Source organism: Methylobacterium sp. V23, assembly GCF_002917135.1.
In the GTDB taxonomy this organism is placed as follows: domain Bacteria; phylum Pseudomonadota; class Alphaproteobacteria; order Rhizobiales; family Beijerinckiaceae; genus Methylobacterium.
Map to the genome: position 1 here is coordinate 1 of NZ_PDHT01000045.1, position 25,507 is coordinate 25,507.

At 62.1% G+C, this 25,507-nt stretch carries 22 protein-coding genes, 1 pseudogene and 1 riboswitch; of the genes and pseudogenes, 6 read left to right on the forward strand and 17 right to left on the reverse strand.

Going from position 1 to position 25,507, the window contains the following annotated elements; all coding sequences use genetic code 11:
• The 8 genes from CRT23_RS24785 to CRT23_RS24825 form a co-directional block, all read right to left on the reverse strand.
• The coding region (locus tag CRT23_RS24785; RefSeq protein ID WP_146056498.1) for a recombinase family protein at positions 1 to 370 on the reverse strand (370 nt) is incomplete at its 3' end.
• Between the two features lie 165 nt (positions 371 to 535).
• Complete coding sequence (locus CRT23_RS24790; protein WP_103712227.1) at positions 536 to 1,363, reverse strand: EamA family transporter; 828 nt, start codon at positions 1,361 to 1,363, stop codon at positions 536 to 538.
• 361 nt (positions 1,364 to 1,724) lie between these two features.
• Positions 1,725 to 2,888: a heparan-alpha-glucosaminide N-acetyltransferase domain-containing protein gene (locus tag CRT23_RS24795; protein ID WP_103712228.1), complete on the reverse strand. Its 1,164-nt coding sequence runs from the start codon at positions 2,886 to 2,888 to the stop codon at positions 1,725 to 1,727.
• A 304-nt stretch (positions 2,889 to 3,192) separates the two neighbouring features.
• Positions 3,193 to 4,680, reverse strand: a complete 1,488-nt coding sequence (locus CRT23_RS24805) for an ABC transporter permease subunit (RefSeq protein WP_181017459.1) — start codon at positions 4,678 to 4,680, stop codon at positions 3,193 to 3,195.
• The gene (locus CRT23_RS24810) at positions 4,677 to 6,071 is read right to left on the reverse strand and encodes a DUF3526 domain-containing protein (RefSeq protein WP_103712230.1); all 1,395 of its coding nucleotides are present in this window, start codon (positions 6,069 to 6,071) and stop codon (positions 4,677 to 4,679) included. Before CRT23_RS24810 ends, CRT23_RS24805 begins: the two co-directional genes overlap by 4 nt.
• Complete coding sequence (locus CRT23_RS24815) at positions 6,068 to 6,811, reverse strand: ABC transporter ATP-binding protein (RefSeq protein ID WP_103712231.1); 744 nt, start codon at positions 6,809 to 6,811, stop codon at positions 6,068 to 6,070. The genes CRT23_RS24810 and CRT23_RS24815 overlap by 4 nt, the downstream gene beginning before the upstream one ends.
• Positions 6,811 to 8,934 carry a TonB-dependent siderophore receptor gene (locus tag CRT23_RS24820; RefSeq protein WP_181017460.1) on the reverse strand — a complete coding sequence of 708 codons (2,124 nt, stop codon included), beginning with the start codon at positions 8,932 to 8,934 and terminating at the stop codon, positions 6,811 to 6,813. The genes CRT23_RS24815 and CRT23_RS24820 overlap by 1 nt, the downstream gene beginning before the upstream one ends.
• 221 nt (positions 8,935 to 9,155) lie before the next feature.
• A riboswitch (cobalamin riboswitch) is annotated at positions 9,156 to 9,366 on the reverse strand.
• 464 nt (positions 9,367 to 9,830) lie between these two features.
• On the reverse strand, positions 9,831 to 10,892 hold the full coding sequence (locus tag CRT23_RS24825; protein WP_103712232.1) for an HD domain-containing phosphohydrolase: 1,062 nt from the start codon (positions 10,890 to 10,892) through the stop codon (positions 9,831 to 9,833).
• Positions 10,893 to 11,633: 741 nt separating this feature from the next.
• On the opposite strand from CRT23_RS24825, the gene CRT23_RS24835 reads away from it, so the two are divergent.
• The gene (locus CRT23_RS24835; protein ID WP_103712234.1) at positions 11,634 to 12,002 is read left to right on the forward strand and encodes a PilZ domain-containing protein; all 369 of its coding nucleotides are present in this window, start codon (positions 11,634 to 11,636) and stop codon (positions 12,000 to 12,002) included.
• Positions 12,003 to 12,139: 137 nt separating this feature from the next.
• Here CRT23_RS24835 and CRT23_RS24845 read toward each other — a convergent pair whose 3' ends face one another.
• The gene (locus CRT23_RS24845) at positions 12,140 to 13,192 is read right to left on the reverse strand and encodes a hypothetical protein (protein WP_103712235.1); all 1,053 of its coding nucleotides are present in this window, start codon (positions 13,190 to 13,192) and stop codon (positions 12,140 to 12,142) included.
• A gap of 418 nt (positions 13,193 to 13,610) precedes the next feature.
• On the opposite strand from CRT23_RS24845, the gene CRT23_RS24850 reads away from it, so the two are divergent.
• A complete protein-coding gene (locus CRT23_RS24850) occupies positions 13,611 to 13,856 on the forward strand; it encodes a hypothetical protein (protein ID WP_245436568.1) in 246 nt (81 codons plus the stop codon).
• 105 nt (positions 13,857 to 13,961) lie between these two features.
• On the opposite strand, the gene CRT23_RS24855 is transcribed toward CRT23_RS24850, so the two are convergent.
• From CRT23_RS24855 to CRT23_RS28060, 3 genes are all read right to left on the reverse strand, one after another.
• Positions 13,962 to 14,372: a hypothetical protein gene (locus CRT23_RS24855; protein WP_103712236.1), complete on the reverse strand. Its 411-nt coding sequence runs from the start codon at positions 14,370 to 14,372 to the stop codon at positions 13,962 to 13,964.
• Between the two features lie 498 nt (positions 14,373 to 14,870).
• Positions 14,871 to 15,890 carry a helix-turn-helix domain-containing protein gene (locus CRT23_RS24860; RefSeq protein ID WP_245436569.1) on the reverse strand — a complete coding sequence of 340 codons (1,020 nt, stop codon included), beginning with the start codon at positions 15,888 to 15,890 and terminating at the stop codon, positions 14,871 to 14,873.
• A gap of 1,300 nt (positions 15,891 to 17,190) precedes the next feature.
• Positions 17,191 to 17,385, reverse strand: coding sequence for a hypothetical protein (locus CRT23_RS28060; protein WP_146056499.1), 195 nt, complete (start codon positions 17,383 to 17,385; stop codon positions 17,191 to 17,193).
• A gap of 103 nt (positions 17,386 to 17,488) precedes the next feature.
• Between CRT23_RS28060 and CRT23_RS24870 the strand changes: the two are divergent.
• Positions 17,489 to 17,617 (forward strand): annotated as a pseudogene (locus CRT23_RS24870) (DUF4113 domain-containing protein); the annotation flags it as partial.
• A 533-nt stretch (positions 17,618 to 18,150) separates the two neighbouring features.
• Here CRT23_RS24870 and CRT23_RS24875 read toward each other — a convergent pair.
• From CRT23_RS24875 to CRT23_RS24885, 3 genes are all read right to left on the reverse strand, one after another.
• Positions 18,151 to 18,408, reverse strand: coding sequence for a hypothetical protein (locus CRT23_RS24875; RefSeq protein WP_103712239.1), 258 nt, complete (start codon positions 18,406 to 18,408; stop codon positions 18,151 to 18,153).
• Between the two features lie 39 nt (positions 18,409 to 18,447).
• Complete coding sequence (locus CRT23_RS24880) at positions 18,448 to 18,828, reverse strand: hypothetical protein (protein WP_103712240.1); 381 nt, start codon at positions 18,826 to 18,828, stop codon at positions 18,448 to 18,450.
• A 940-nt stretch (positions 18,829 to 19,768) separates the two neighbouring features.
• Positions 19,769 to 20,236, reverse strand: a complete 468-nt coding sequence (locus CRT23_RS24885) for a MucR family transcriptional regulator (RefSeq protein ID WP_103712241.1) — start codon at positions 20,234 to 20,236, stop codon at positions 19,769 to 19,771.
• A gap of 475 nt (positions 20,237 to 20,711) precedes the next feature.
• Between CRT23_RS24885 and CRT23_RS24895 the strand changes: the two genes are divergently transcribed.
• Entirely contained in the window at positions 20,712 to 21,647 is a 936-nt protein-coding gene (locus CRT23_RS24895; RefSeq protein WP_146056500.1) for a Crp/Fnr family transcriptional regulator, read from the forward strand.
• A 124-nt stretch (positions 21,648 to 21,771) separates the two neighbouring features.
• Here CRT23_RS24895 and CRT23_RS24900 read toward each other — a convergent pair whose 3' ends face one another.
• Positions 21,772 to 22,095 (reverse strand): IS1 family transposase, encoded by a 324-nt coding sequence (locus CRT23_RS24900; protein WP_103712243.1) that lies wholly within the window; start codon positions 22,093 to 22,095, stop codon positions 21,772 to 21,774.
• 233 nt (positions 22,096 to 22,328) lie between these two features.
• Between CRT23_RS24900 and CRT23_RS24905 the strand changes: the two genes are divergently transcribed.
• On the forward strand, positions 22,329 to 24,023 hold the full coding sequence (locus CRT23_RS24905) for a methyl-accepting chemotaxis protein (RefSeq protein WP_103712244.1): 1,695 nt from the start codon (positions 22,329 to 22,331) through the stop codon (positions 24,021 to 24,023).
• A gap of 477 nt (positions 24,024 to 24,500) precedes the next feature.
• Here CRT23_RS24905 and CRT23_RS28065 read toward each other — a convergent pair whose 3' ends face one another.
• On the reverse strand, positions 24,501 to 24,812 hold the full coding sequence (locus CRT23_RS28065) for a hypothetical protein (RefSeq protein WP_146056501.1): 312 nt from the start codon (positions 24,810 to 24,812) through the stop codon (positions 24,501 to 24,503).
• A 342-nt stretch (positions 24,813 to 25,154) separates the two neighbouring features.
• Here CRT23_RS28065 and CRT23_RS24910 point away from each other — a divergent pair, with 342 nt between their 5' ends.
• Positions 25,155 to 25,469 carry a pilus assembly protein TadG-related protein gene (locus tag CRT23_RS24910; RefSeq protein WP_103712245.1) on the forward strand — a complete coding sequence of 105 codons (315 nt, stop codon included), beginning with the start codon at positions 25,155 to 25,157 and terminating at the stop codon, positions 25,467 to 25,469.
• Positions 25,470 to 25,507 lie beyond the last annotated feature (38 nt).

The following is a 25,507-nucleotide window of genomic DNA, read 5'->3' on the forward strand; positions in this document are numbered from 1 at the left end:
TGCGCTCGCGGTTGAGGTCGAGGAAGTACTCGGCCATGGCACCGTGCATCTGCAGGGCAAAGCGCCCATGCGCCGTGTCGCTGTCGAACTGCTCGGTGAGGGAGCGGAAGTGGACCTCGTTCTTCCGCAAGCTGTCGATCGTCCGCATCATCTCGACGAGGGAGCGACCGAGGCGATCGAGTTTCCACACGACGAGCACGTCTGTGGGTCGCAGGTAGGCGAGCGCCGCCTCGAACTCGGGACGCTTGGTCCCGGCCTTGCCGGACTTCTTCTCCTCGAACAGGCGCTCGCACCCAGCCTTGGTCAGCGCGTCGCGCTGTAGGTCGAGGTTCTGGTCGAGGGTGGAGACGCGGGCATATCCGACGAGCATGTCCGGATAGTGATCTAAGTGCGTTTAATCTGCAATAGAAATCCGGTCATATTTTCCCGACAGAAACGTGGCGTTTTAGACCGGTCGGACCAGGTTCCACAGGAGTGACGGGAATACGATCGTTTTAACTACAACGTAGTCCGGTCTGCGGATGCGTAGTAAGTGTCAGTAGGCAAGACATGCTGCGCCCAGAGCAATGGCCATGCAGGATGCAATGCGGCGGGCAGTTAGTGTCTCCTTGAGGAACACGCGCCCAATGAGGGCGGCGTAGACTACGCTAGTCTCGCGCAGCGCCGACACTACGCCCATCGCGTCGTACTGCATTGCCCAGATCACGATACCGTAGGCCAGGAGTGAGACGAGACCGCCGGTCAGAGCCATCCCGGTCTGCATCCCGGTGTACGCCGGGGGCTTGCCGCGCATCAGGAAGAAGATGGGCGGCATGGTGATGCTCCAGAGCAGGAACATGCTGTTCGTGTAGGCCACGCTGCTCCCAGCCAGCCGGACGCCGATGCCGTCCACGACGGTGTAGGCTCCGATCAGGACGCCCGTGGTCAGGGCAGCGGGGAGGAAGTCGGCGCGAAGACCCTTGCCTTGGAAGGCCAGCGAGATGATCCCGGCGGATACCAGCGCGATGCCGATGGCGGAGACGGTGTTGACGGCCTCGTGGGCGAAGAGCATCGCCCCCAGAGCGACCAGAACGGGCGAAGACCCGCGCGAGATCGGGTACGTCTGTCCGAGATCGCCGACGCGGTAGGTCCGCACGAGGGAGAGGTTGTAGCCCGTGTGGATGATGGCTGAACCGATCACGTAGGGCCAGCTTGCCGCGTTGGGCCACGGTACGAACACCGCAGCGACCGCTGTGACGCAGATGACCGCGATCATCATCAAGGTCATGGACCACAGCCGATCACCACCGCCGCGGAGCACCGCGTTCCATCCGGCATGCAGTATCGCTGCGCACATCACGCAGGTGAGGACGAACGGGCTCATGAGCCTCTCGTGAGATTTCGCTCACAGGATGAGGGTCGCTCATGGGGTTGGCAAACGAGTTATGCTGACGCTCAGGTCAGGAATTATCACACGAACACTCGCCCCCCTTATGCGCGGGTCCTATCAAGCTGATCGGCAGAGGCATCCTGGGCGTGCGGTCTGCATCAGACATCGGCGCGCGCGAAGTGCCGCCGCTAATTGAAGGCGACTATTCTACGTCTCACACACGGCGGCTTTTCGCGAACCTGTCTCCGAAGCGGAACGGCGGAAACCAACCCTAAGTGGCCCTCCTGTTAGCGACCCGCGGGAGTCCTTGTGAGGCTTCTATCGAGCCTCTGGAGGAAGCCGTTGACTGGTGGGCTTACAAGTAGCTCAAGCCCGACCATGCGGCCCGACGCTTCAAGCCGACCATCCAGCGGCAGGCGAGCCAGAGCAGCGGGGCAAGGGCCGCCGCGACCAGCCAGATCTGCACCGGGGCTCCTGCCTCGATCCGGGCGGAGGCTCCGCCGAGGCCGAGCGCCAAGGCGCTGTCATGGAGCAGTCGCAGCAGCCAGAGATGCGCAAGGTAGAAGAACAACGGCGCGCCGCCGAAGGTGCGCAGCCACCCGAGGCTTCGCACCGGCACCGCTTCGAACAGGGTGAGGAGCCCAAGGCCAAGCCCTAGCGTCAGAAGCAGGAAGTCGGCCGAGGGCGGGTACTTGGTGAGGTTCACGAAGGAGAGCGCAGTCATTAGGAACGACGCTCCCGTCTGCCAGGGCACCGGCTCGCCGTAGCCGTTGAGGCACCGCAGGATGAGAAAGGCGGCGAGCGCACCGCTGCTGAGAATAAGGAGCTCCGCACAGCGGGTGGCTGGCCCGACCGATCTAACGAAAAGCGGGCCGAGGGCGTAGCCCGCCGCGATCACACCGAACCAGGGCAGCACCGGGTAGGAGGTGCGCGCCGCGCCCCACGGCAGTTCGAGGAAGCCGCGCTGGTGCAGGATCGACCAGAGGACGTAGCCGGAGTCACCGGGTTGGAGCACGAGCCCGTCGAACAGATTATGGCCGAGCATCACCACCAGGGCGAAGAGGATCAGGGCCGCCCTCGGCAGCCAGAGCAGGGCGGCCAGCGCCACCATGCTGAGGCCGATGGCCCAGATCACTTGCAGGTAGAGGATCGAGGGCGGAAGGCTGTGGGCCCAGGCGAGGTTGACCAGCGTCACCTCCAGAAGGATCAAAAGAAGGCCGCGCTTGAGGAGGAAGGCGCTGGTGGCGCCCCGGTCGCCGTGCTTCTGCGCATGGAGACTGGCCGAGAGCCCGGTGAGCAGGATGAAGGCCGGCGCGCAGAGGTGCGAGGTCAGCCGGGTCAGGATGAGGGCCGGCGGGGTGAGGCCAAGATCCATGGGGTCGCGGACCTGGACGTGTAGGTAGACGAACTCCCGCACGTGGTCGACGAGCATGAGCAGCATGACGAGGCCTCGCAGGGCATCGACCGAGACGATGCGGGAACGCAGGCTCGATGCGTCTGCGGCGGACGCCGACCTCATCGTGCGCTCTCCGTTCCGGTGCGGTGCAGGAGCCGACAGACATCGACATGTGTCCAGACTGCGCCGCCGCGCGGCTTGCAAATCCCGAGCCGCGTGAGCTCCTGAGCAAGGAACTGGGGGGTGCGGCCAACCTCCCCGCCAATCGCGTCGAGAATGGGCATGAGACCGTGAACGTAGCTCCGCGCCCGCGCGGACGAGGCGCAGCGCCCGGCATCCCCGCGCCGAGGCCGGCCGGCGGACGCATGTCCGGACCGGCCGGATGCCGGGCCGTACAACTCAGGTGGCACGTTCCGATTCAGGGACATCAAGAGGGCCATTCTGTGAGGCGACGGTAAGCGAGGGCGGTCAGGAGCAGGGTACCTGCCAGCAGGCAGCCAAGGGCGACGAGCGCCTGGCTTTCAGCGGACGTCCTTGGAACGGAAGCTTCGAAAGCCGGCACGGCGTCGTAGGCGGCAAAGTTCAGACGCGCAGGACAGCCCTCGCACACCGGGACGGCGTTCAGGGCCTGGGCGATGATGCGAGGCTCGAAGAAAGCGCGCAGGTCTCGCCGATATGCGGCCCCTGCCGCCAGGAAGGCCGAATGGCGCCCCGCATCGGTCCCCGCCGCCATCTCCAAAGAAAGTGCGAGGACCGTGGCAGGGGACAGGAAGGCCAGCCGTTGGCTCCATGACGCCGACGCCTGGGCATGATCCCGTGCGGCATCCCGATAGGTCACCAGCGCCTCATCGTAGAACGCATCGCGGGCGAGGCGCTTGATCTCGGGCGCATCGGCCAGCCCCGGCCGGCGCACGGCCTCCGGAACCTTGCCAGTAAGCCAGGCCGAGGTGATCCGTGCGCCTTCGTCCCCTGTGTAGAACCGGACCTGTGCCTGCCGGCTCGCGTCGATGGCGGCGATCCGCGAGGGCGTGGGTGCGAGGACCTCGACCGCAACGCCGAGCGCGGTGGGCAGGGCAACCGCGACGATGGCCCATGTCGTTACGAGAATGGCTAGGGTGATGACGCCCCCGCGCCATAGGCTGGCTACCAGGGCGCAGGCGGCCACCCAGAGGGCGACGTAGGTGGCCAGCGCCGCCGCGAGCAGGGTCAGCGTGACCTCCCAGCCGGCGAGCGGTCCGAGGCCCCCCGAGACGAGGAGCGCCAATACCGTTCCGCCGAGCACGGCTGCGATAGCGACCAGCCCGACGGCCCCGAACTTCGCGCTCGCCACGCGACGCGGCCCGACAGGCTGCGAGGCGATCATGCGCAGGATGCCGCTGTCGTGCTCGGAGGAGAGCCGCGTGCCGGCGAGCGCGATGACCGCGAGCGGCACGAGGTAGATCAGCACGAAGGCGAGATCGAACGGGCCGAGCCTGAGCCGGGCCGTCGAGCCCGGCTCGTAGGCGGTGTCGTCGAAGACCGTGCTGAAGCCGAAGCTGGCCTGCATGATCGCGGGCTGCACGTCGGACTGACCGGCCGCCAACACGGTCAGCGGCGTCGGTGGCTTCACTGCGTAGGCGGCCATGAAGTAGGTCATGTAGCCGAAAGCGTCGGTGGGGTCCTGCCAGTAGTTCACCTTGATCGAAGAGGGCTTGCCGTATTGCTCATGGGCGGCCTTGGCCTCCCGCACGACCCGGCCGGTGTAGGCGGCGGCCTGCGCAAGGGCGGCCTGCTCCGCGGCGACGCGCCCGGCACCCGTCCACGCCGCCAGGCAGAGCGCCACGAGGAGGGCGGCGAGGATCGCCCAAGTCAGGCGCTCGCGCAGGATCAGGCGCAACTCGGCACCGAGAAGGACAGGGAACCGTACGGTCGTCACGGCTTCAGTCTCCGGACCAGGGGCCGGCACAGGGCGCCAAGCAGACCGAGCCAAAGGGCGAGGACGAGTGCCGGAACGCGTGCGTCCGCCAGCGCGCCCCCGAACGGCAAAGGTTGGTGGACGAACGGGGGGATCGCCCTCCACAGATCCGGACCGGCGACGAGCGTGGTCCCACCGCGCTGGGGATGTTCGCGGATCTCGGCGTTCATGCGTTCGGAGATTCCACGCCGATAGGCTTCCGCCGCCCAGACGAAGCGGGCGTGCTGACCGAAATCGGTGCCCGCCAGCGTCTGCGAGAGGGCCTGCAGGGCGACCCGCGGCGACAGGAGGCCGGCCCAGGCCAAGGCCTTGTCCTGGGTCGCGAGGCTGTCGAAGAAAGCACCGAGCTCGCGGTCGTAGACCGCGAAGTTGTGGCTTTCGTTCTCGGACATCATCAGGCCGCGCAGATCCACGGGCAGTTCGTCGGGGTCGCTCACGCCATAGCGGGCCAGCACCTCGCGCGTACGGACATCGTTCGCCTCGGCGGTCCGATGGGCCCGGAACCCGGACTCGATCCTGGCTCGGACCTCCCGGTAGGACAGGGCAGGCGCGGCGGCGTCGACAGCGACGACCGCGAAACGCGGTGCCGCGACGCAGAGGAGGACCCATGCGGCGAGCGAAGCGGCGAGCGCCCACCGAGCCGTGCGGGCGACGAGCGAGACCAGCATCGCGAGCAGCAGGAACACGGTGGCATAGGCAAGCTGTGCCGCGACCCAGGTCAGGAGCCTTGGAAAGGACTGCCAGTCCACACCATCCTGGCCCACCAACGCGAAGGTGCCGATCCCGAGTATGGGAAGACCCGCCACGAGGGCGAGCGCGGCGAGGAGCGCGCCGAATCGACCCGCGAAGAGCCGACCCGGCGGAACGCCATTCCCCAACGCGAGACGTAGCGTGCCACGCTCGCGGTCAGCCGCGAAGGCGGGGAAGCCGAGCAGGATGGCGGCGAGCGGCACCACGAGCTGGACAATGTCGGCCACGCTGCCGAGGCCGGAACGGGAAAGCGGTCCGGCATCCTGGATGGCGCGGTAGACCGCGTCATTGAAGACGTGGGCCTCGACCCGCACCATCCGGCCCGTATACGGCTCGGTTCCGGGATCGAGCACGGCAAGCGGTGCGGAGGGACGGAACACCCATAGCCCGAAATGGTCTGCTGCGTGCGGGTTCTTGGCATCCTGGCCGAGCCAGCGCGCGCGCTCGGCGGCGGCGACCTGGGCGACCTCGCCGGCATAGCGCGTGGCGTCCCGCCAGGCGCCGAGGCCCGCGACCGTGAGGAGCAGGACGAGGACGCCACCGATCCAGCGAAGGCGCGCATCGCGGGCGGTGCGCGCGAGTTCGGCCGCGAGCTGCCTCACGCCGCGCTCCCCGCCAGCCGCTCGATGTAGAGCCGCTCCAGGCCGACATGGTCGAGGGTCCTGGGGTCGATCTCCTCGACGATCCGGCCCCGGCTCAGCACGCCTACGCGCCCGGCCATCTCACGCACGCGGTAGAGATCGTGGGTCGCCATCAGGATGGCGGTGCCGCGCTCAGCTGCTGCCCGGACCGTGGTGGAGAAGTCCGCGGCCGCGCTTGGATCAAGGCCTGAGGTCGGTTCGTCAAGGAGGAGGAGCCGGGCACGGCTCGCGAGTGCCACCGCGATGCCGACCTTCTGGCGCATGCCCTTGGAATAGGAGTCGGCGGGACGCTCGTAGGCAGTCTCGGCGAGACCGGCCTCGGCCAGGAGCGTTCGGGCGGTCCCCTTGCTCAGGTTGAGACCGGCCAAGGTCGTGAAGTAGCGCAGGTTCTCCACGCCGGAGAGGCCGGGATACAGCGCCACCTGCTCGGGGATGTAGGCCACGTGTCGGCGGGCACCGACCGGGTCGGCGCCGGCATCGACACCGCAGACCCGGACCGTGCCGGCATCCGCCTTCAGGAAGCCGAGGATCAGGTTGACCGTGGTGGTCTTGCCGGCCCCGTTCGGCCCGAGCAGGGCGAAGACCTCGCTGGGGTGGAGCGACAGGTCGAGGCCGTCGAGGGCCTGGCGTTCGCCGAAGCGCTTGCCCGCCCCTTGGATCTCCAGGACGACGTTGCCCGCATGGGTCGTGACCCCAGCCATCAGAAGCGCACCGAGATCGTACCGGTGAAGCGCCGGGGCGCACCGGGATAGACCCGAAACACGCTGTTCGAGCTCTCGTAATAGGTCGCGTCGAAGATGTTCTCGACGTTGAGGCCGAAGCGTATGTTCTCGTAGCGGTAATAGGCCAGGGCATCGACGGCGATGTAGGCCGGCAGGACAAAGCCTGAACCGGACGCGTCACCGGCGCGCTCGCCGACGCCGCGCACGCCGCCGCCGAGGCCGAGGCCCTTCCAGGGGCCCGCCTGCACCTCGTGCACGGCGAGCAGGCTGCCCGAGTGACGCGGGATGTTGATGAGCGGGGCGCCCACGGGGAGCACGTTGTCCTTGGTCACCACTGCGTCGGCGTAGACGTAGCCCGCCAGGACCTTGATCTCGGGAGTGATCTGGCCGGCGGCCGTCAACTCGAAGCCCTGGCTGCGCACACCCCCCGCCGCCAGCGAGAACCCGCTGTTGTTGGGGTCAGCCGTCAGCACGTTCTCGCGCTCGATGCGGAAGGCTGCTGCCGTCAGGCCGAGCGCGCCGCCGAAGACATCCAGCTTGGCGCCGACCTCGTAGCCGATCCCGGTCTCGGGCTCGAATGGGGCCGAGCGTGCCACTGCAAACGAGTCGATGCCGATATTGGGCCGAAAGCTGGTGCCGACATTGGTGTAGAGCGAAAGCTCCGGCAGGGGCTGGTAGACGAGGCCGGCGCGCGGAGTGGCCGCCACCCGCGATTGCTCCGACTGGGTTGAGTTCGTCCTCTCGCGGAAGGACTGCTCGAAGAAGTCGAAGCGTACGCCGAGCAGGGCCTTCCACTCAGGGCTCAGCGCGATCTGGTCCTGCGCGTAGAGGGCGGTGTTGGTGACCCGCTCCAGGTTGTTGCGCCGTATAGTCAGCGGCGGCAGCGCCTGGCCGTAGCGCGGGTCGTAGATGTCGAGCCTGTAGGGGCTCTCGCGGAAGTTCGAGCGGTCGTAGACCACGCGGCTGTCGGTGCTCTCGCGCTCGAAGCCGAGAAGCAGGGTATGACCGAGATCGCCGGTGGCGAAGCGCCCCACCACCTCGGCCTGGCCGATGGCGGTATCCCAGCGGTAATCGCGAAAGTTCCGGTCGCGCAGGACGGTGCGGTTATCGGCTGCCAAGCCACGGACCTCTGCCGATTCCCCGACCAGCGAGCCGGTGTTGAAGTGGGTGGCAAGCCGCATCTGCCAGTCGGCGTTGAAGCGATGCTCGACACGCACCTGCATCGTGTCCGAGCTCTGATAGGTGCTCTGCCCCGGCTCGCCGAGAAAGCGGGAGATTGGCAGGAAGCCGAGCTGCCGGTTGATCGCGATCACACCGCGGTCGACGACGACGCGGTTGCGCAGGAACTCGGTCTCGACGGTGACCTTGGTGTCCGGCGTGACCTGCCAGCTCACCACCGGCGCCACGAGGAGCCGGTCGCTGTCGACAAAATCGCGGAAGCTGCCCTGGCGGCCGCCCGCGAAGTTGAAGCGGTAGAGGAGCGCGCCGTCCTCGTTCAAAGCGCCGCCGGCATCCACCGTGCCGCGGAACTGCTCGAACGAGCCCCACAGGCCGCCCATCTCGACGAAGCGCTCGGCGGTCGGCTGCTTGGTGACGAAGTTGACGAGGCCGCCGGGGTCGCTGCGCCCGAACAGGCCGCCGCCGGGACCCTTCAGGACCTCGATCCGCTCGACGTTCTGGGTGTCGGGCGGCGGCGGCGAGCCCCGGTTGATCGGGAAGCCGTTGCGGTAGAGTTCCGAGGTGGTCGTGCCGCGGATGGCGTAGCTGAACACCGTCAGGCCGCCGAAATTGTTCTGCTGGGCCACGCCGGGCGTGTAGTTGAAGACGCGGTCTACCCGGGTGGCGGCCAGGTCCGTGATGACCTCCCGCGGTGCGACGGTGACGATCTGGGGCACGTCGCGCTGAGGGGTGTCGGTCTTCGTGCTGCTCACCGCCCGGTCGGCCCGGTAACCCGGGGTCGGACCGATCAGGCCGATCCCCGGGTTGGGACCAGCACCAGCGACGGCCGGGGCACCTCCGCCAGCCCCTTCCACGGAGAGCTCCTCCAGCGTGATGGCCTCCTGCGCCCGCGCCTCCAAGGAAGGCGCAGCTGCCGAGAGGATTGCGGTGAGCGCGTAGTGCGATCCTCGATGCCCCGACGTCCGACGACGCTTCGCCGGAACGGGCAGGCTCACGATCGGGGCCTTCGAGGTCGGCAGGTTGGGACGAAGGGGCACCGGTGCGCTCAAGGTTGTCGAGCGACGGCCGAGCGGGTGCCCTCACGGGATCGGCCGCGTCAGCAGCCGAGCCCGCTCATGCGCTCCGCCGGGACACCCCGCCCGAGAGACGTATCGTGGTGCAAGGCAGGTCTCCTGGCTCGCGGGTCGTTACCCTCGCCTCAGCCTTCCCGGTGCGACGCACCAGTGACCATGAACGGAAAGGGCTCGCCGCTGACAGTTGCGGGGGCAGCTTCGGAAGCACTCTTGCGAGCACCCCGAATTCCCTCTTAGCCCGCGAGCCGACGACCCGCAGGAACCTTGACGGTCAGACATTCGCTGGGCGCCGCCGCATAGTCAATCGAGGGGACGCCATTTTCCGCAACATTGTAACATTGCATCGGCATGGTTCTGGATGGTTGTGCGCCGTCAAATGATTTGAGACTGTCTGCGGTGTTCAGAAGCGGAGGCTCTGGTCCATCTGAGGTGAGAGGTTAGGCAGCCTGTGCCTGGTGGTGCAACTAGCCGATGCCCGATGGCCTTCACGATAGGCCGCTTAAGGACGTCTTCCGATCGAAAGCAGCCGGACCGCATTCCACCCAACTCAGACATTCGTCCTAACCAGCCGAATGTCGGGTATCCGATCGTTTTCCTGACATTCTCGGCTGCTTGCGGCAGAGTCAGAGAAGGGTGCCAACCGGACCGTGGCTCTAATGCGGAAACGGACGTTACGCCTCCGATCCAATCCGGTTGTGTGTAGCCTTGCCCGACGCGGCCCCTCACTCGCCGACCACCCAGCCCTTTCATGCTGCTGCGACGTCACTGTCTCGGAGCCTCGTCGGGGACAAGGCGCCCTCCACCTGGGACCAGCGGTCGAGGAAGGCATTGATGACGCGTGGATCGAAGTGGGCTCCCGCATTCTCGATTAGGTAGCGACGGGCGCGTTCCAGCGACCATGCCTGCTTGTAGGGTCTCTCGGTGATGAGCGCATCGAAGACGTCGGCTACGGCCACCACCCGCCCCGCCAGCGGTATGGCTTCGCCCTTGAGACGATTAGGATAGCCGGTCCCGTCCCAACGCTCGTGGTGGCTGACCGCGATGTCGGCAGCCAGGCGCATGACCTCCGAGGCGCTCCCGCCCAGGATGCGCTGACCGCGCTCGGCATGGCGCTCCATCTCGCAGCGTTCCTCGGGCGTGAGCGGACCCGGCTTGAGCAGGATGGCATCCGGAACGGCAATCTTGCCGACATCGTGCATGGTCGCCGCCAAGCTCATCAGGCGACGCTCCGCGGGGCCTAGGCCAAGGGCCTCCGCGATCAGGCCCGTGTAGGCCGAGACACGGGCGATGTGGTCTCCCGTATCTGCATCCCGGTTCTCGGCCGCTCGCATCAGCGTGGACACGATCTCGCGTTCACGCTCCTCGACCAGGGCGACGGCGGCTGCGACCTCCCGGGCGAGCAGTGCGGCGTGGTCCCGCATGGCCCTGTGCGCTTGCGATAGCGCGAGCAAGTTCGTGACCCTGGCGCGGACCTCGACCGGGTCGGCCGGCTTGGCCAGGAAGTCAGTTGCGCCGGCCTCCAGCGCCTCGCGTCGGAGGCTGCGCTGGTCATGGCTCGTGACCATCACGGTGGGAACGTTCGCAAGCTTGGGAATGGCCCGGACCGCTCGGATGAACTCGACGCCGTTCATGCCGGGCATGTCGTAGTCGGTGATCACGACCCCGATCTCCGAGGCATGCGCCCGGGCGAAGGCAAGGGCCTCAGCCGGCACGGTGAAGTCGTGCGGCTGGCATCCCAGGATGGGCCGTATCGCGGCGACCACCAGCAGGTTGTTCATCTCTGCGTCGTCGAGGACGAGAGCCAGCATCGAGCAGTCTTCCAGGCCTTGAGTGGCCCCCTGTCCGTCCGGGCGTTCTGGCGACACCAACGTGACGAACGGCGTCAGGATGGGACTGACGCGTTGTAAAAGCCTGAACGGGGCAGGCCTCTCCCCAGAAAACCTCAAGGCTTCTGTAGCCGCGGTTCAGTGTGCTTGAGAGACGCGAGCACCCGTCGCGGTGGACTCGGTTCTCGCCCATTTCCGCCCAGCTGCCCTGAAGCGGACCTTCCGAGGGTCTGCAAGGGGTGGATAGCAACCTGAAAGATCTGTCGGGTATCCGGTCGAATTCCTGGTACTGTGGCGATACGTGTCCGGTGCATCATGACGTGAGCTGAGTCTTAGAAGTGCCCATCGTCTCCGCCGTGGAGTATCCGCTCGATCTGGCTCAAGCCCTGTGCCCTAGCCCGTGCTTCGGACGGATGATCGCGATCCGAGCGCTGGATTAGCTTACCGTGCTTTCGGATAGCCCATTGCCAGATCCCTTCGCGTCTTGGGTTCGGCTCGACCTGGAGAGTGTACGGATAGGTGTTAATGGGCGATTCAGTCATGCCGCGGGTATCATATGGAATTTAGGATAGGTTATTAAAAAGCATTAAGTGCTACGAGCAAAGCTCAAACCGCTCACGGCGTTGTGAGCAGCTGGAGGAATGACTGCCTAAGTTCCTGCTTAAGTCATTAACATGATCGTGGGAAACCAGAATTCCGCATATCTGCGGCGGTGGCCTTTACATGTACGATGATGACTCGGATCTCGTTCTAAGAGCGCCCCGCGCTGAGACTAATTGGATTGCGATCATCCGCACTTTGGACGGTGTCGAAATACCCTGCAATGTGAAGGATGTTTCAAGGACGGGCGCACAGATCGGTGTGCCTGCTTCTTGTCCTCTGCCGGACGTCTTCATGTTGAAAATCTTGGGAAAGGATTTCGTCTGTCGCGTTTCCCTTGCGTGGCGCAAGGGCAACTTTGTCGGAGTTCATATCGAGCAATTCGGCAAGATCGCCCCGAGGGGCGAACGGATTGAGGATACGAAGGCCCAGGCTACCGACGCATCGTACAAGGCGATCGGGATTCGCCGTAGCCGGGTTTCGGCATTCTAGTTGCTGTCCTATTATTCACCCACGTTCAGATGCCCGGCGGTCGAGATAGCTTCGAATTGGCACGGACAGCTGCAAGGCGATGGCCCAACATCCCGATCATTGTCGCATCCGGCGGAGTGAAGCCCCAGCACGACCCCTCAGATCACCGGGATGGTGGGAAGTCCGCCGTAGAGCGCAGCGTGTCCGACATAGTAGAGGACGAGAAAGCACGCGAGGGCCGCGGCGTAGTAGGCAGGCACCAGCATTGTGCTTCGGGCTCTCACCGCGACACGCGCATCGTCAGCAGCGATACCGAGCAACACCACGATGATGCCGGAGTGACCGATCGCATCGACCTTGCCGAACTCGAACACCGCTGAGACGAAGACCGCGGTCAAGATGATCGCACTCATGCGACGTACCAGCGGGGTCCAGATCAGCGCGAAGGCGAGGGTGAACTCGATCACGCCAGCTGCATTCATGAACAGCTCGTTCGAGAAGCCCATCGTCATTTCAGGCTTGGCCGTCAGCAGCGGATCGGTCCAGTGCGGGTAGGCCCACTTCTCGACGGAAGCCCACATCAGGGTGACGGCAGCGCTCAACCGCACCACGTCGAGGGGACGCAGACCAAACAGGGTGCGATCGAAGCTGACGAGTGTCAGGTAGGCGGCAATGCCGAGAAAGACCGGATAATCGGCCAGGTGGAAGGCACCGTAGTTCCAGGTGGCAAAGCCGAACAAGAACACGATGCCAAGGGCGGCAAGGGGGAGCGTCTGCTTCCAGATCAACATCGCGGCGATGCCGAGCTGCAGCCACGGGATCCAGGAAAGGTCGGTCTTCAGCTCAGGTGTGAGAATGATGCCGCCGAGGTTCCACAGCGACACGAAGAAGAAGCCCAGCGTGGCCCGAACCAGCAGGGTCGTGTCCGTGCGCAGCCGAGCAGTTACCCGGTCGAGGGCGTTGAGCAGGTACGTTCCGAGAGGCGTGCCTTCCATCAGGCAGCCGGCCATCAAGCACACGAGGGACAGGCCGACGAGCCACTCGAACTCGGCACAGAGCACCTGTTCGAGACCACGTGGTTGGCCAGCCACATCGTAGGCGCAGAACCACTTCACGTGCGCACTCGCGCCACCAACCCCCAGCAGCAGCAGAGGCGCGGACAGGCATACCGCCAGCCGTGAGGGGAGCCAGCTGGGAGCAAGCAGACGCATGAGGAGATGCTCAGGGGTACATAAGCGGGCACCCGCCCGCCTCAGTAGTTTCCTACAAAGTTCCCTTGGACGCTAATGAATTGTTAACCGGCCTTTGAGGATGGTTAACCCGCCCGGCACCCTTTGCTTAACCCCTGCCTGCGAGAAACAGGCAGGGAGATGCGAATGGCGGTTCTGAGCTTGGTGTGTCTGGTGTCAGGGGTGATTTCGGCTAGCGTCGCTGCGCAGCGGCCTCGGCAACAAGCCATCCTCGAAAGCGTTGGCGGCAGCTTATTGATTGGGGGCCTATGCCTGCTGGGAGCAGGGCTCCCGCTATTCCGCTGACGGTCGCACGCTCAGCCTACGTTTGTCGCGGCTTGGAGCCGCGTCGTTCCTGATGGCGACGCTTGGAAGCTCTGGGTGACCCGGCGTCTCGGCATTGAGCTGGATCGAGGACGGCATGCACGACGCGGCACAGCGCACTGCCGAGTTTCTGGCCCTCGCTGTCGAGAACGCCGAGTTGTGCCAGCAGCTCGCGGACGTGCACGGTCAATGCGTCGAGCTAGCTGTCGACGCGGACGAACAGCACGCAGAGAACGAAGCCCTACGTGCCCGGCTGGCTCAGGCTGAAAAGGCTCGCGACGCCCGGCGTGCGAAGGCTAAAGGGAGCCAACGCACGGGCTGAGGCGATGACAGCTTCGGTTTGCCCAACAAGGAGAACCAATCTCCGATCGCAATCAAATTCCGGGCGGCACTCACTCGCCCCTTAACATCCCCGACGACCCATCTCTCAATCCACGTGGACGGAAAGCTTCATCTTCGGATGGACGCCGCACAGGACGAGGAAGTCGCCCCGCTGCGGGAACAGCATCGTAGTGCGAGTGCCGGGGGCCTGGTCGCCGAAGTCGCGCCGGATGCCGTCCGCCTCGATATAGGCATGGTGGACGGCCGTCGCTTCTTCGTTGGACAGCACGATGGATCCGCCGGCTCGCAAGGTGACCGCCTGGAAGCCGAATTGTCTGGCTTTCTGGATGACGATGCCGGCGACGTTCGAGAAGCTAGCATGTGCCTGAATACAGCCAAGAACGCCAAGTAATCCTGCGAACGCAATGAAATAGGGCCTTTTTCTCCACGTACTGATCATCACATACCACGCCGCATCATAGATTTTCGTCTGCTTTGCGGGATCTCTAACGCGCATCCAGTTCTAAGATCATTTTTACTTCGGAATTATCCCCGTATTATGTCAGCGTAAATAATTACAGGCGGACGGAAAGGGTGGAAATCTACCGCAGACCCCAAGTTTTCGTAAACCATCCTACTTTGCCACAGCTTATTGAATGCCAGTCGCAGCATGATCCACCAGCAGCGTGCGTACTTCGGATGCATGGCTCAGTGTTGTTGGAGTATTGACCGTAAATCTGACGCTCAAGCCCATTGGGGGAGCGCTGTTTGGGATTTATGATCGCTGATCCGATTGGGATGCGGCTCGGATTGGATCAGGCTTCCAGAAATCACGAACGACCACCAGCAGAAATTGGAATGCGATGTAGGTGAGTCTTAGACAGGAGCGCCATCCGGTTGCATGGACGTCGTCAATCAGCAGCATGAAGTGCCCCCTGCCTGTAATAAGAACGACGCCGTTTTGATGCAGTTCGCTGTCTTACGCCGCGGAACTACTACTTCCCCGATGAGGCTGTTACGTTTCACGTAGCCACGTCCAGACGTGCTGCAACGACCCCTGTTCACCGTTTCGTTGAGCCAAACGACGCTCGCTACGCCAAGCCTGAGGCGAGGTGCCGTAGCAACTGCGGAAGCTGTGGCTGAGCTGCGAGATAGTGTTGAATGCATACACCTCCGCTAATCGAGTGATGGTGCGTCTTTCCATCGGATCAGAGAGGGCGTCGCGCACCGCCCTTAGGCGCTCGCCTTGCACGAAATGCATCACGCCTCCCTCAGGCTCAAACATTCTGTAGAGCGTGGACCGCGAGATCTGCATTTGTCCGGCGATAAACTCGGGTGACAGTGTGGCCCGTGACAGGTTTTCCTGCACGATCGCCTTCGCTAGTGCGAGCAGACCGCCGTAGAGTTCATGGCCTTCCAGCACGTCAGTGGCTTGGGAAGGATCGAGCAGGCGGCGCAAGAAAGCAACGAACTCCTTAACGATGGCCGAGGCGTTGTTGAGGTGAGTAGTCGGTAATCGGCGATAAATATCCAGAATATGCGTGGCCAGTAACCGATTGCGGACCGCATCAAAGAGCAGGTCATGATCTTCGAGCGGTAGCCCGTGGAGGTGGCTGCACGGGACAACGATACCAGTTGTATCGGCTTGGTCGAGCATACCATCGATCAAGTGACGGCGGCCAATGAGCGTCATGGTTCCAGATGAGGCCGAGACCGCTTTGCCGGCGATGGTGCCTCGAAAGCGACCGGAACGGTAGAGTTGGAACGTGTAGTGGTCAGGCCCAGCGTCGACGCGTCGGCGGTCCCGCCGAAGACGCTGAGTTGAAAGCAGTGTGCGGTGAGCAACGAGATCACCGACTTGGTACGCGATGTTGCTGCCGAAAGGCAGAACGGCGGATGGCGTCGTCGGTTTGACCTCGTATAACGGCGCCATGAGTGTGCGCCATCGCTCATAGGCCTCTCCGGGGGGCAAGCCTGACGTCGTCAGGAAGAAGTAAGGCAAGCCCATTTCAGTCGCGTTTTTGTCAGCATCCAAGGACCAAATTCCGGGCCACCCGGCCCGTTTGGCGGCAGACATTAGGCATGCGGTGCTAGGCAGGGCAAGCCAACTGTGTGCGTTTAGTCTTGAAGGCACAGAACCATCGCGAGCAGAGCAGATGGCTGCTTTGGGCGACACTTTGAGTGAGTTTTAACAATAGCATTAAGTCGACATGCTATGCCTCAGTTACTTTCAGCCTTAACGTAATCGAACCGAACCCGCCCGGAGAAATCCGTGGCGGGTTTTTCTGGCCGCTCACGCGCGGCGAGACGGTGATCCGGTTCATGGTCAAGGGGACGCCGTTCTAGGGTTACTTCACTAGGCGAAGGTACGAAGGCGCTTGCCGTGGTCTGGTAGGCTCTGGCGTCCCCTCAAGCTCCATTCCAAGGGCTTCGATCCCAACCACATACAGGGCGGTTAGGTAGCCGGCCTGAAAGTCGCTGTCGGCGGGGTCGTGAACATATGCGCGTAGCGCCTCCAGGATGAACTCTCGCGCTGTTTCAAGGGTCGGGGTCTTTTCCTGATCCATGATAGCCTTCCTTCCCTATCCCTACCTGCACCCGCCCGAAACAATCCGAGGCGGTTTTTCGCAATCAGTTCAGGTAAGGCAACCGGCCGCAGCTCGTCGCGCACTCGATCTCGCTATTCTGCCACCTTTCCGGATCAGGCGGCTCACAGATGCTCGGCTATCTCCCCCAACAATCGACAGGCCCGGCCCGTGAAGCTCTGAAGGATGCTGCAGACGCGATGTCTAAGCCGTGGTGGCGGGAAGCAGTTCGGCGGTGGTTCGGCTTCTGAGATCGACCGCGCTTCGTCCCGCTAGCGTTGCGGCAGAACGTAGTTTCGGCCGCCCAGTGCCTCAGACAGACTTTCTTCTTCGGTGACCATCGCTGCGCCTTCATCGCGCATCTGAGCGCGTATGCGGACCAAGTAGTTCTGTCGCTCAACGAGGCTGGCGGCCGTTTGAGACGCCGGTGAGTTGGCCGGGGCACCGACCGGAGCACGCCATAGACGGCCCAGGTTCTCATGCTCGAACAGCTCCCGTGCGCGAGCATGCAGCTCAAGCTCTGACGATCTGACCAACGGGCTTCTCCGGCTCAATCAGCCCTGATTGGCGAGTGCATCGCTGCCTGTCGAGGGAAATCGTGATTGCCTTAAAGCCCTGTGGCTCGGTAGGTGAAGCGAGAGGCTTTGGTGCGAACTCGTACACTTCGTCAGCCCTGCACAAGGCAGCTGTTGCACCCTCTCTTCGGCTGCGGATCAATCAGCGCCCCACGCTCGTGAAGCGGCCCGCCTTTCACCCGCCCGGCTTCGGCCGCGGCGGGTTTTCTGTCTCTGCGAGCGCCACGCCATACCTGAAGCGTCCGTACCGTCTTCCGATGACATCAAGATCACGCTTCAGAGCGAGGCTGATCATGGGACGGTCGACCTCCTCGGCTACACGCATGATCCGCTGTCGAAAATCGTAGTCGGTCTCGGGTTGAGCTGCCATGCCATGTCCTCTTGGCCGGATGTCAGAGGTCAACCCCTGCCATAGCTTGCCGGGTTCTCGTCCGCATGACCCCAAGAACGCGCATTCTGATTGCGGCAAGCTGTTCGGCCGGGGCGCGGTCGTGCCGGCCCGAGCAGGGCTCACGGAGAAGCGAACTTGGTCGACGAAGTTCAAGATGCGCAGCCCGCGATACACCACGCAGGTGACAGGGCTGCCAACGGCACATGCTTGAAGTTGTGCCGCGGGCTAGCCTGCCACGCGAAGGCTGGGGCATTGAAGGGATCTCCCGATCGCTCAGCCTAGGCAATGTGCGAAGGTCAGTAGGGGTCGCCGGCTGAGCGGCGGCACATTGGTAGATAAGCAATCTTCGATTTCAAACTGCAGCCTTCGCCTGCATGCCTGCACATAAATTGCCCGACGCCTCACTGCACCGATAAACATTCAGCACTTCGTTGACACCCGTCGCCCAAAATTTATGCGATGTATTCAATTTTGACGGATTGCTGAAGATTTAAAAACAATGTATCGGCTATTTATATAGCTGGACTATGATTTTTATAAATCGCCATACCGATGGAAATTTAAATGAAGACCATTGTCTCATTCGGGATCGCAATGTTCATTGCTAGTGCAGCCTTCGGCATCGTTATGATTACAAGGCCGCCTGTTTCTGTCGCCCTGCCTATATCCAGCATTGATACATACGCGCTTACGCTGAAATCAGATCCTGCCATGGCTGAGACCTACGACTGTAACTAGTCGGGGCTAAGCCTTTTCAGGCCGCGCCAGCAAGATTGCGGTCCGCACGGCCACGCGCTTCAAGTGCTCGGTCGCGTCCTTGCTCGCAACGGTTACCTTTGCCCACTCATGGCTGCTCACGGCTTCGGCAAGGTCGATGCGGTAGCCATCGCCGAACAGGAATGCCGTGGTGATCGGATCGGCCATGAAGGCATCGACGGCTGCGACGACTTCAGCCTCGATGATCGCCTTCGCCTTGCAGAGATCGCCGGTCGTCGCGTTCAAATCAGCCGTGCCGCCGGGATAGCACGCGGCGGGCCAGCGTCATCGGCCGAACGCCCATAGCGGTACCGCGCCGCTGGGGCGGCCGGGCGTGTCGCGATAGTAGGCCGTGTTCAGGAAGGCCATGCGGTTGGTAGTAATGGCCGTGACCGGGGCATCCGAAAGCACGAGCGCACCGCAGAAATCCGGGCGGATTGCGCCGCCTTCGGGATGGACGCCGAACAGATCCAGCGTGGTCCAGCCGAGGGTTACGGCCTCATCTGCCCAGCGGTCCAGGAAGTCGATGCACCTCTCGTGCGCGCCGCCCCAGGACTGGAGCGTGAATCCCAGGCACGGGACTACGCTCGGACGGAGGTCGAGGAAGCCCTGGCGCCAGAGCTTCGGATCGGCGGGGACAAGCTTAGACTTCGGTGAGGCTGACATGGGGGCCGGCGGCTGTTGCAGGCCGGACGGAATAGGAGACGTGCCTTGCCGACGCCATAGGGCCAAATGCGCTTTGCTCACGATCTCGTGAATTTAACCTGTGTGGTATACCAGTGGCTTGGGGGTTGCGTTCTTGGGCGCCCATGACGCGCCTTGAACTCACACTCGTCGGCACACTCCTCATTTGCGCAGCCATGGTCGTTCTGAGGCTGGCATGAGGAAGCTGGTGCGGTTTTATCTCTTGGCCACCATGGACCTCTTGCGGCGGCACTAGAGCCGTCTAGCGGTGGGGTCTATCAGTCCAGCCGCGGGCGATCTCCACCAGCGCGCCGAGCACAATGCCGAGAGTGATTAGAAGCTCAAGGTCGATCCTCACCGGCATAACGTGGCTCCGGGATCTGCTTCTCGGTCGATGCAGGAAGCCTGCCCCCGCCGTCCGGTCTGCTCACGGAACCGGCGGGGTAGGATCGTCCATCTCACATGCGAGCCGGTACGCAACTTGGCTCGTCGGTAGGATGCCCGAGCGCGGTTAGCGGGATCTCATCCGCGCCATGGCGGCCCGGGCTCAAATCGGGATTGATGCGGCGTCGGACGGTCTATCCAGACGTCCGTTTACCGTCTGGCTTCCCCAATCAAACTTACCCTTTTGATGCGAACCGGGGCGCAAACCCATCGTAACCGCGCGAGCGCGCGTATGTGCGCGCATGCGTGGGGACGGGAAACGGACGACACGGCGAGCCTAAGCAGGGGCGCTCGACTTAACAGGGAGTGGGTGCGATTTTCGGTCCTCGGCCGTCCTTGAGCATCCTGGGCGATCCTAGAGGGCATCGGTGCCAGGAGGAGAGGCACCGCTTGGCATACCCCTCGCCCCTTTTTTTCATAGCCGGGAAAAACGCAGCTAGCATCGCAACTCCGCCTGCTGAGATGCCAGTGACTGAGCTCAGGCTGCCTTGCCGCGGCCCTTGGCCTTTGGCTCGACGCCTTCTTCCCGCCCACGAATCTGGCCGAGGCCAATGGACTTAGCTAACTCCGAGCGTCGGGCCGCATATTCCGGAGCCACCATGGGGTAGTCGGGCGATAAGCCATAGCGTTGGCGGTAGGTTTGCGGATCAAGACCATGGCCTGTGAGGTGGCGCTTCAGGGTCTTGTAGGTCCGCCCGTCCAGGAAGCTAACGATCCCCTCCGGCGTCACCGACTTGCGGATCTGCGCCGCTGTTGGCTTCTCGATTTCGGCTTCCGGCGACGCTGTGGCGGCTCCTGTCGCCAGCGCCTGAAGCGCCGCGTGAACTTGGCGGATCACATCCGGCAGATCGCCAAGCCGGACGGGATTGTTCGACACATACGCGGAGACGATCTCACCTGCGAGGTCGATGAAGTCGGTGGTCTGATTTTCTGTGTTCTCTGACATGCTTTTATTCGGTTGTGATGCCCCTTAGGGCATTCTGACGACAGGGAGGGAACAGCTCCTTTCACTCGAAGTCGATCCAAGTGTCCACCTCAACAGGTTCACTTAGTGGGTCGATCGCGGCGTCCAGTCGTCGAAGGTCCCAGATCACGCATGCATCAATCCTGAAGGGCTTGGGCATGCGCCCGTCCCTCACGCATGTGTCGAACTTTGTGGTGCTGACCCCGACATAAGGGGGCGGCATCTTCCCGGCGCAGATCCCGCCGGGGCACGACCTCTAGCCGGACGGGCGTTCCAGCCGCGACCAGAGCCTATTTGACCTTCGGCATAGGCGTTCATCCTTTTCCAGGAAGCCTGTTCTCGCCTCCATTTTGCAGAGGGCGCAGGAGCTAAATTTTTCGCAATTTGACAATTTTCGCGGAGAGAAATTTGCGTGAGACATCCATCAAATGGAGGACGAAAATCCTGAATACAGAATTTGACTTTTAACAAAATTGTGATCTGTTTTGGGCTATCGATCCAATGCGCCAAGGGGTGTGCACAACTGCACAAACTATCAATGCCCAACTCAGTGCAATCGCAAAACCCTGCAATCCGCAAACTTGAAGGCTTCGCCCACCTATCGGATGTTGAGCGAACACTCCTGCAGGAGATCAGCGGATCATCCAAACGGATTGACGCACGCTCCACCCTCCTTGCTGAAGGCGATGAGGCCTCCGGCGCTTTCCTGATCTTGGAAGGGCTGGCCTGTCGCTTCAAATTACGTAGCAGCGGCCGGCGTCAGATCCTGGCGCTCCTCATCCCTGGTGATACCTGTGATCTGGAGACTTTTCTCCAAGATAAGATGTGCCATTCCGTCGAGGCGCTTTCCCCCTGTCGGATTGCATGGATCCCGCCTGAGGTAGTCGGCAGGTTCCAGCAGCATCCAAACCTCGCGCGCGCCTTAAAAACGAGCGCCCTGGTGAATGAGGCGACCCTTCAAATATGGCTGATGAACGTCGGGACGCGCACCGCCGTCGAACGATTAGCGCATCTCTTCTGCGAGATGTATGTCCGCCACCGCGTTATTGGGCGGACACAAGGTCAGAGCTTTGAATTCCCATTGAGGCAGACGGATCTTGCCGAGATCTCTGGTCTGTCAGGTGTGCACGTCAATCGTTCGCTTCAGGAACTCAGACATAAACAGCTGATAGAACTCAAAAATCGCCGCCTCGTCATCTTGGACTGGGTAGGGCTGCAAGCCATGGCCGAGTTTGAGCCCGGCTATCTGCACATGGAGGGGTACGCAAATTTCGCCGCCATCGATGGGGCGGTGGCGGAGATCCGAACCAGGCATACGGAGCCGCCTCAACGCCTTGCCTTCGAAGGTGGCAGCCTGGGGACGGTACAAATCCGGCGATCAGAGCGGCATTAACACCGCCGAACCTTGGACGGCGACCCTCAACCCATGCGACGTGCCCAATAAGCGACGCCTCCGGCCTTAGCGACCCCGAACCTAGCAGTGGCTAGCAGCGCGACGACACCAGTTGTGGAGGGTATTAGGCGAGCATAGATAGGAGGTCGCTGATCCTGCTGTTCCCGGCGAAGCGGGCGAATAGTGCGAGGCTAATGTCCACCATCCGCTGCGTTTTCGAGACCACGATGGAGCGACGTCGGAAGCGGGCCAGCCAGCGCCGCTGACGCGCGTTGTCCCGCTCGATGCCGTGAGTTTCGTCCTTGCCGACATAACGCTGCCCGACGTGCAGGAGCACGTCATAGACGGCGTAATTGTCTATGCAGTAGAGCCGGGTGCGCCAGCGTGTGAGCCGCTCGATCAGGCGCTCGCAGGTGGCCTTGTCACGACCGCCACACTCCCAGTCCACGAGCTGCCCTTAAGCACAATCCCATCAAGGTACCTGTGAATCACGATGGCTCGCTTGAAAAACTATGTTCGATGAAATCTGACATTCCACTGGTTTCCAATGGGAATAACCCCCATCACGAAACCGTGAAGTGGTGCTTTATAAGCTCGCCTTAAGTGGAACCCCTTAAACCAGCACGAGAACGAGCAAAACTGAACGGTAGCTCGCTATTTCTATTTGTGCAGGTGAAGAAAATGCTCAGAAACCTTCGACTCACATCAAAGGTACTCATAGGTTACGCAGCTCTATTTTCGATGATGGTTGCACTTACCGGCTATGGCATCCGACAAGTTTCCCTCATCGATACGAGCCTAAACACTATCAATGATATAAACTCAGTCAAGCAGAGATACGCCATCAATTTCCGTGGCAGCGTCCATGATCGCGCGATCAGTCTTCGGGACTTTACCCTCGTCAGCGATCAAGCCGGGCGCGACGCTGTTCTGGCAGATATTGCCCGCCTCAGTGCAGCTTACGCACAGTCTGCCGAGAAAATGGATCGGATGTTCGCGGATGTCGCTGGAACGTCCTCAGACGAACGGGCAATCCTCGAAAGCATCAAACAAACCGAAGCTCGGACGCTTCCGCTGCTCCAGCGCGTTATCGAGGATCAGCGATCCGGTCACGGTGAGCGGGCTCGTGATACTCTGATGCGAGAGGCGCGCCCCGCCTTCGTCGAGTGGCTCGGTCGCATCAACCAGTTCATCGATCTGCAAGAAGCGCGCAACCAAGCCATCGGCGGTGATGTCCGCTCCATCTCGCAGACCTTCATGATGCTGATGATCAGCCTTTGTGGCCTGGCCTGCCTTGTCGGCCTCGGCTTTGCCGTTTGGACGTACCGTGCCATTCGCCCCCTCCGCTCGTTGACCGGGAGCATGCTCGCCCTCGCTGGCGGAGATCTGAAAGTGAACGTTCCCGCCACTCAGCAGCGGGACGAGGTCGGCGACATCACTCAAGCGGTGCAGACCTTCAAGGACAATGCCGTGGCGGCTCACCTCCTTCGCGAAGAGCAGCGCGACGAGCAAAGCCGGAAGATGCGTCAGGCTGAGCGGGTGGATACGGCAACTCAGGCGTTTGAGAGCGCGGTTGATGGTATCGTCCGTCACGTCTCTTCGGCTTCCTCGGAGTTGCAGGCGACGGCGCAAACGATGGCCGGGACCGCGAGCCAGACGGCGACCCAATCGGCGTCGGTCGCGGCCGCGGCTCATGAAGCAGGAGCCAATGTTACGACCGTTGCCGCCGCCACCGAGGAGATGGGCGTCACCGTTCAGGAAATTGGTCGCCAAATCGAGGAAGCCGCACGCCTTGCACGTTCTGCTGTCAACGAGACGCAGAGCACCGCCCAGGTGGTGCACGAACTCAACGGAGCTGCGGCTGAGATCGGAAACGTCGTCGCGATGATTTCGCAGATCGCAAGCCAGACCAATCTCCTGGCGCTCAACGCCACCATTGAGGCCGCACGGGCGGGCGAAGCAGGGCGCGGCTTCTCGGTGGTCGCTGCAGAGGTCAAGGCGCTGGCAAGCCAAACCGCACAAGCTACGACGAGCATCAACGGTCAGATCGCTACGATTCAGAATGCGACCCACCGGGTGGTCGGTGCGATTGAAACGATCAACGCGCGGATCACGGAACTTGACGGCGTCACGGCGACAGTTGCTGCCGCTGTCGAAGAGCAAGCTGCAACGACGCATGAAATCGTGCGAAACGTTACGCAGGCGGCAGCCGGAACGCGGGACGTGACTGAGCATGTGACGAGTGTTGCAGATGCGGCCGAGCAGACGGGGCGTACTGCGGACGAGGTTCTACACTCGGCGGCGTCGCTTGGTGAACAGTCCCAGCGCCTTACACATGAGATACGTCAATTCATCGCGGCGGTGCGAGCAGCGTAGAACGGCTGAAATCAATAGATCTATGCCCTAATGATATGCAGACCGATCTTTGATCCCGCCAAATAAAGCAGTACCTACATATCTTGCGGAAGAAAGTATCATGAGGAATGAGGCGGCTGGGGGAAACCCTGGCCGCTTCCCTTTTAGGATGTGATGTGCGTTTGAAGGGGCGAAGCTTTTTCGCTCATGAAACCGGCCGAAGTTCCTGAGTGCTTTGGGGCCTCAGTCACGCGGAGCGCTCCTCGTCCCTCTGTCAGGCAACAATACAGATCGAGGCGCTAGTGGGGCTTCGACTACTCGCCCTGTCGGCTTCCTGGCTGCGCGAGGGCTTAAGTATCACTTGCGCGTGGACCGCCTGCGAGGAAAACCAGCTGTTTGAGGCTTGCTTCGAACTTCAGGTGTTGAATTAACCTGAAGCCAAGAGGGAACCGATTTTTCCTTTGGCCTATGCGCAGCTTGCGACAACTCCAGAAAAACTTATAGTTTAGGAGATCTTATTTCTTCAGCGTTCGGAAGATCCTCTGAGGCCGCGAAAGCCAAATCTGTAAGCCCAATCGCAAGATCGATCACGCGCTTTTCGCGCTCCATCGGGAAGCCCTCAAACGTGCTGTTTTTCGTTGCCGCTGCGAGCTCGGCGTGAAGTCGGGCTACAGTTTCAGGATCAACACCTGACGTGTTACGCCAAGCCTCCAGAACTTTCCTGAGGTCAGACACAACCGAGGCGGCGACGATAGCCCATTCAGTGGCAGTAAGCCCCGAAACTTCTGTGTCTTTGGCACACTCACTCATCGTGTTCCCCCTTTCTCGCGACAGCAGCAGAGGCTGCATCCTACTGATGCAATCGTTGCGAGCATCCTAAAGGGGCAATGATTTTTCTCGACTGCTGATCAAGCAGGATGACAACAATACATTGCTCTATAATTCCAAATATAGGGGCTAATCTAAAATTCTAACCAGATTAATATGAAGTTTGATACAATGGAGTATACGGTAAGTTTTTTGGCGCGTACAGAAATAACGATAGTACGGCTATCACCGTAATCAGGGTGTGATACCCATGCTTTTTCGGTAAGCGGTGGTTTATCTTACTTAATCAGGATATTGGTAACTCATAACCGGTAGGCTGATGTCATGACAGCCCCCAAAATCACCGCGAGCGGATCCAGGTTTTGCGCTGACCAAAGCGGTGGCGTACTCGTTCTTGTTGCTCTGCTCTTTCCAATCCTGACCGGTTTGAGCGCGGCCGCGATCGACTATGCTTCGTTGGTTAAGCGTCGCACCGAGCTTCAGCGGGCAGCCGACAGCGCAAGTATTGCAGGTGTGAACCAGTTCAAGCTTGCTAATGCCGATGATGCAGCAGCTATTCGGACCGCGGAGGCCATGGCCCTCGCTCAATCGCAAAGTAGTGTTCATTCGAAACCAAGCATTAATACTAAGCCTCGCTGAGCAGGACTCATGCGGGGTAGCGTCGGCATCTTGGTCGT

What these genes read in the sequence shown, in the direction of transcription:
- CRT23_RS28060 (WP_146056499.1), bottom strand. Translation starts at nt 17,385, where the DNA reads ATGGCAGCTCAACCCGAGACCGACTACGATTTTCGACAGCGGATCATG.
- CRT23_RS24855 (WP_103712236.1), bottom strand. Translation starts at nt 14,372, where the DNA reads ATGCGCGTTAGAGATCCCGCAAAGCAGACGAAAATCTATGATGCGGCG.
- CRT23_RS24790 (WP_103712227.1), bottom strand. Translation starts at nt 1,363, where the DNA reads ATGAGCCCGTTCGTCCTCACCTGCGTGATGTGCGCAGCGATACTGCAT.
- CRT23_RS24795 (WP_103712228.1), bottom strand. Translation starts at nt 2,888, where the DNA reads ATGAGGTCGGCGTCCGCCGCAGACGCATCGAGCCTGCGTTCCCGCATC.
- CRT23_RS24835 (WP_103712234.1), top strand. Translation starts at nt 11,634, where the DNA reads ATGTACGATGATGACTCGGATCTCGTTCTAAGAGCGCCCCGCGCTGAG.
- CRT23_RS24815 (WP_103712231.1), bottom strand. Translation starts at nt 6,811, where the DNA reads ATGGCTGGGGTCACGACCCATGCGGGCAACGTCGTCCTGGAGATCCAA.
- CRT23_RS24885 (WP_103712241.1), bottom strand. Translation starts at nt 20,236, where the DNA reads ATGTCAGAGAACACAGAAAATCAGACCACCGACTTCATCGACCTCGCA.
- CRT23_RS24880 (WP_103712240.1), bottom strand. Translation starts at nt 18,828, where the DNA reads ATGTCAGCCTCACCGAAGTCTAAGCTTGTCCCCGCCGATCCGAAGCTC.
- CRT23_RS24910 (WP_103712245.1), top strand. Translation starts at nt 25,155, where the DNA reads ATGACAGCCCCCAAAATCACCGCGAGCGGATCCAGGTTTTGCGCTGAC.
- CRT23_RS24845 (WP_103712235.1), bottom strand. Translation starts at nt 13,192, where the DNA reads ATGCGTCTGCTTGCTCCCAGCTGGCTCCCCTCACGGCTGGCGGTATGC.
- CRT23_RS28065 (WP_146056501.1), bottom strand. Translation starts at nt 24,812, where the DNA reads ATGAGTGAGTGTGCCAAAGACACAGAAGTTTCGGGGCTTACTGCCACT.
- CRT23_RS24905 (WP_103712244.1), top strand. Translation starts at nt 22,329, where the DNA reads ATGCTCAGAAACCTTCGACTCACATCAAAGGTACTCATAGGTTACGCA.
- CRT23_RS24825 (WP_103712232.1), bottom strand. Translation starts at nt 10,892, where the DNA reads ATGCTGGCTCTCGTCCTCGACGACGCAGAGATGAACAACCTGCTGGTG.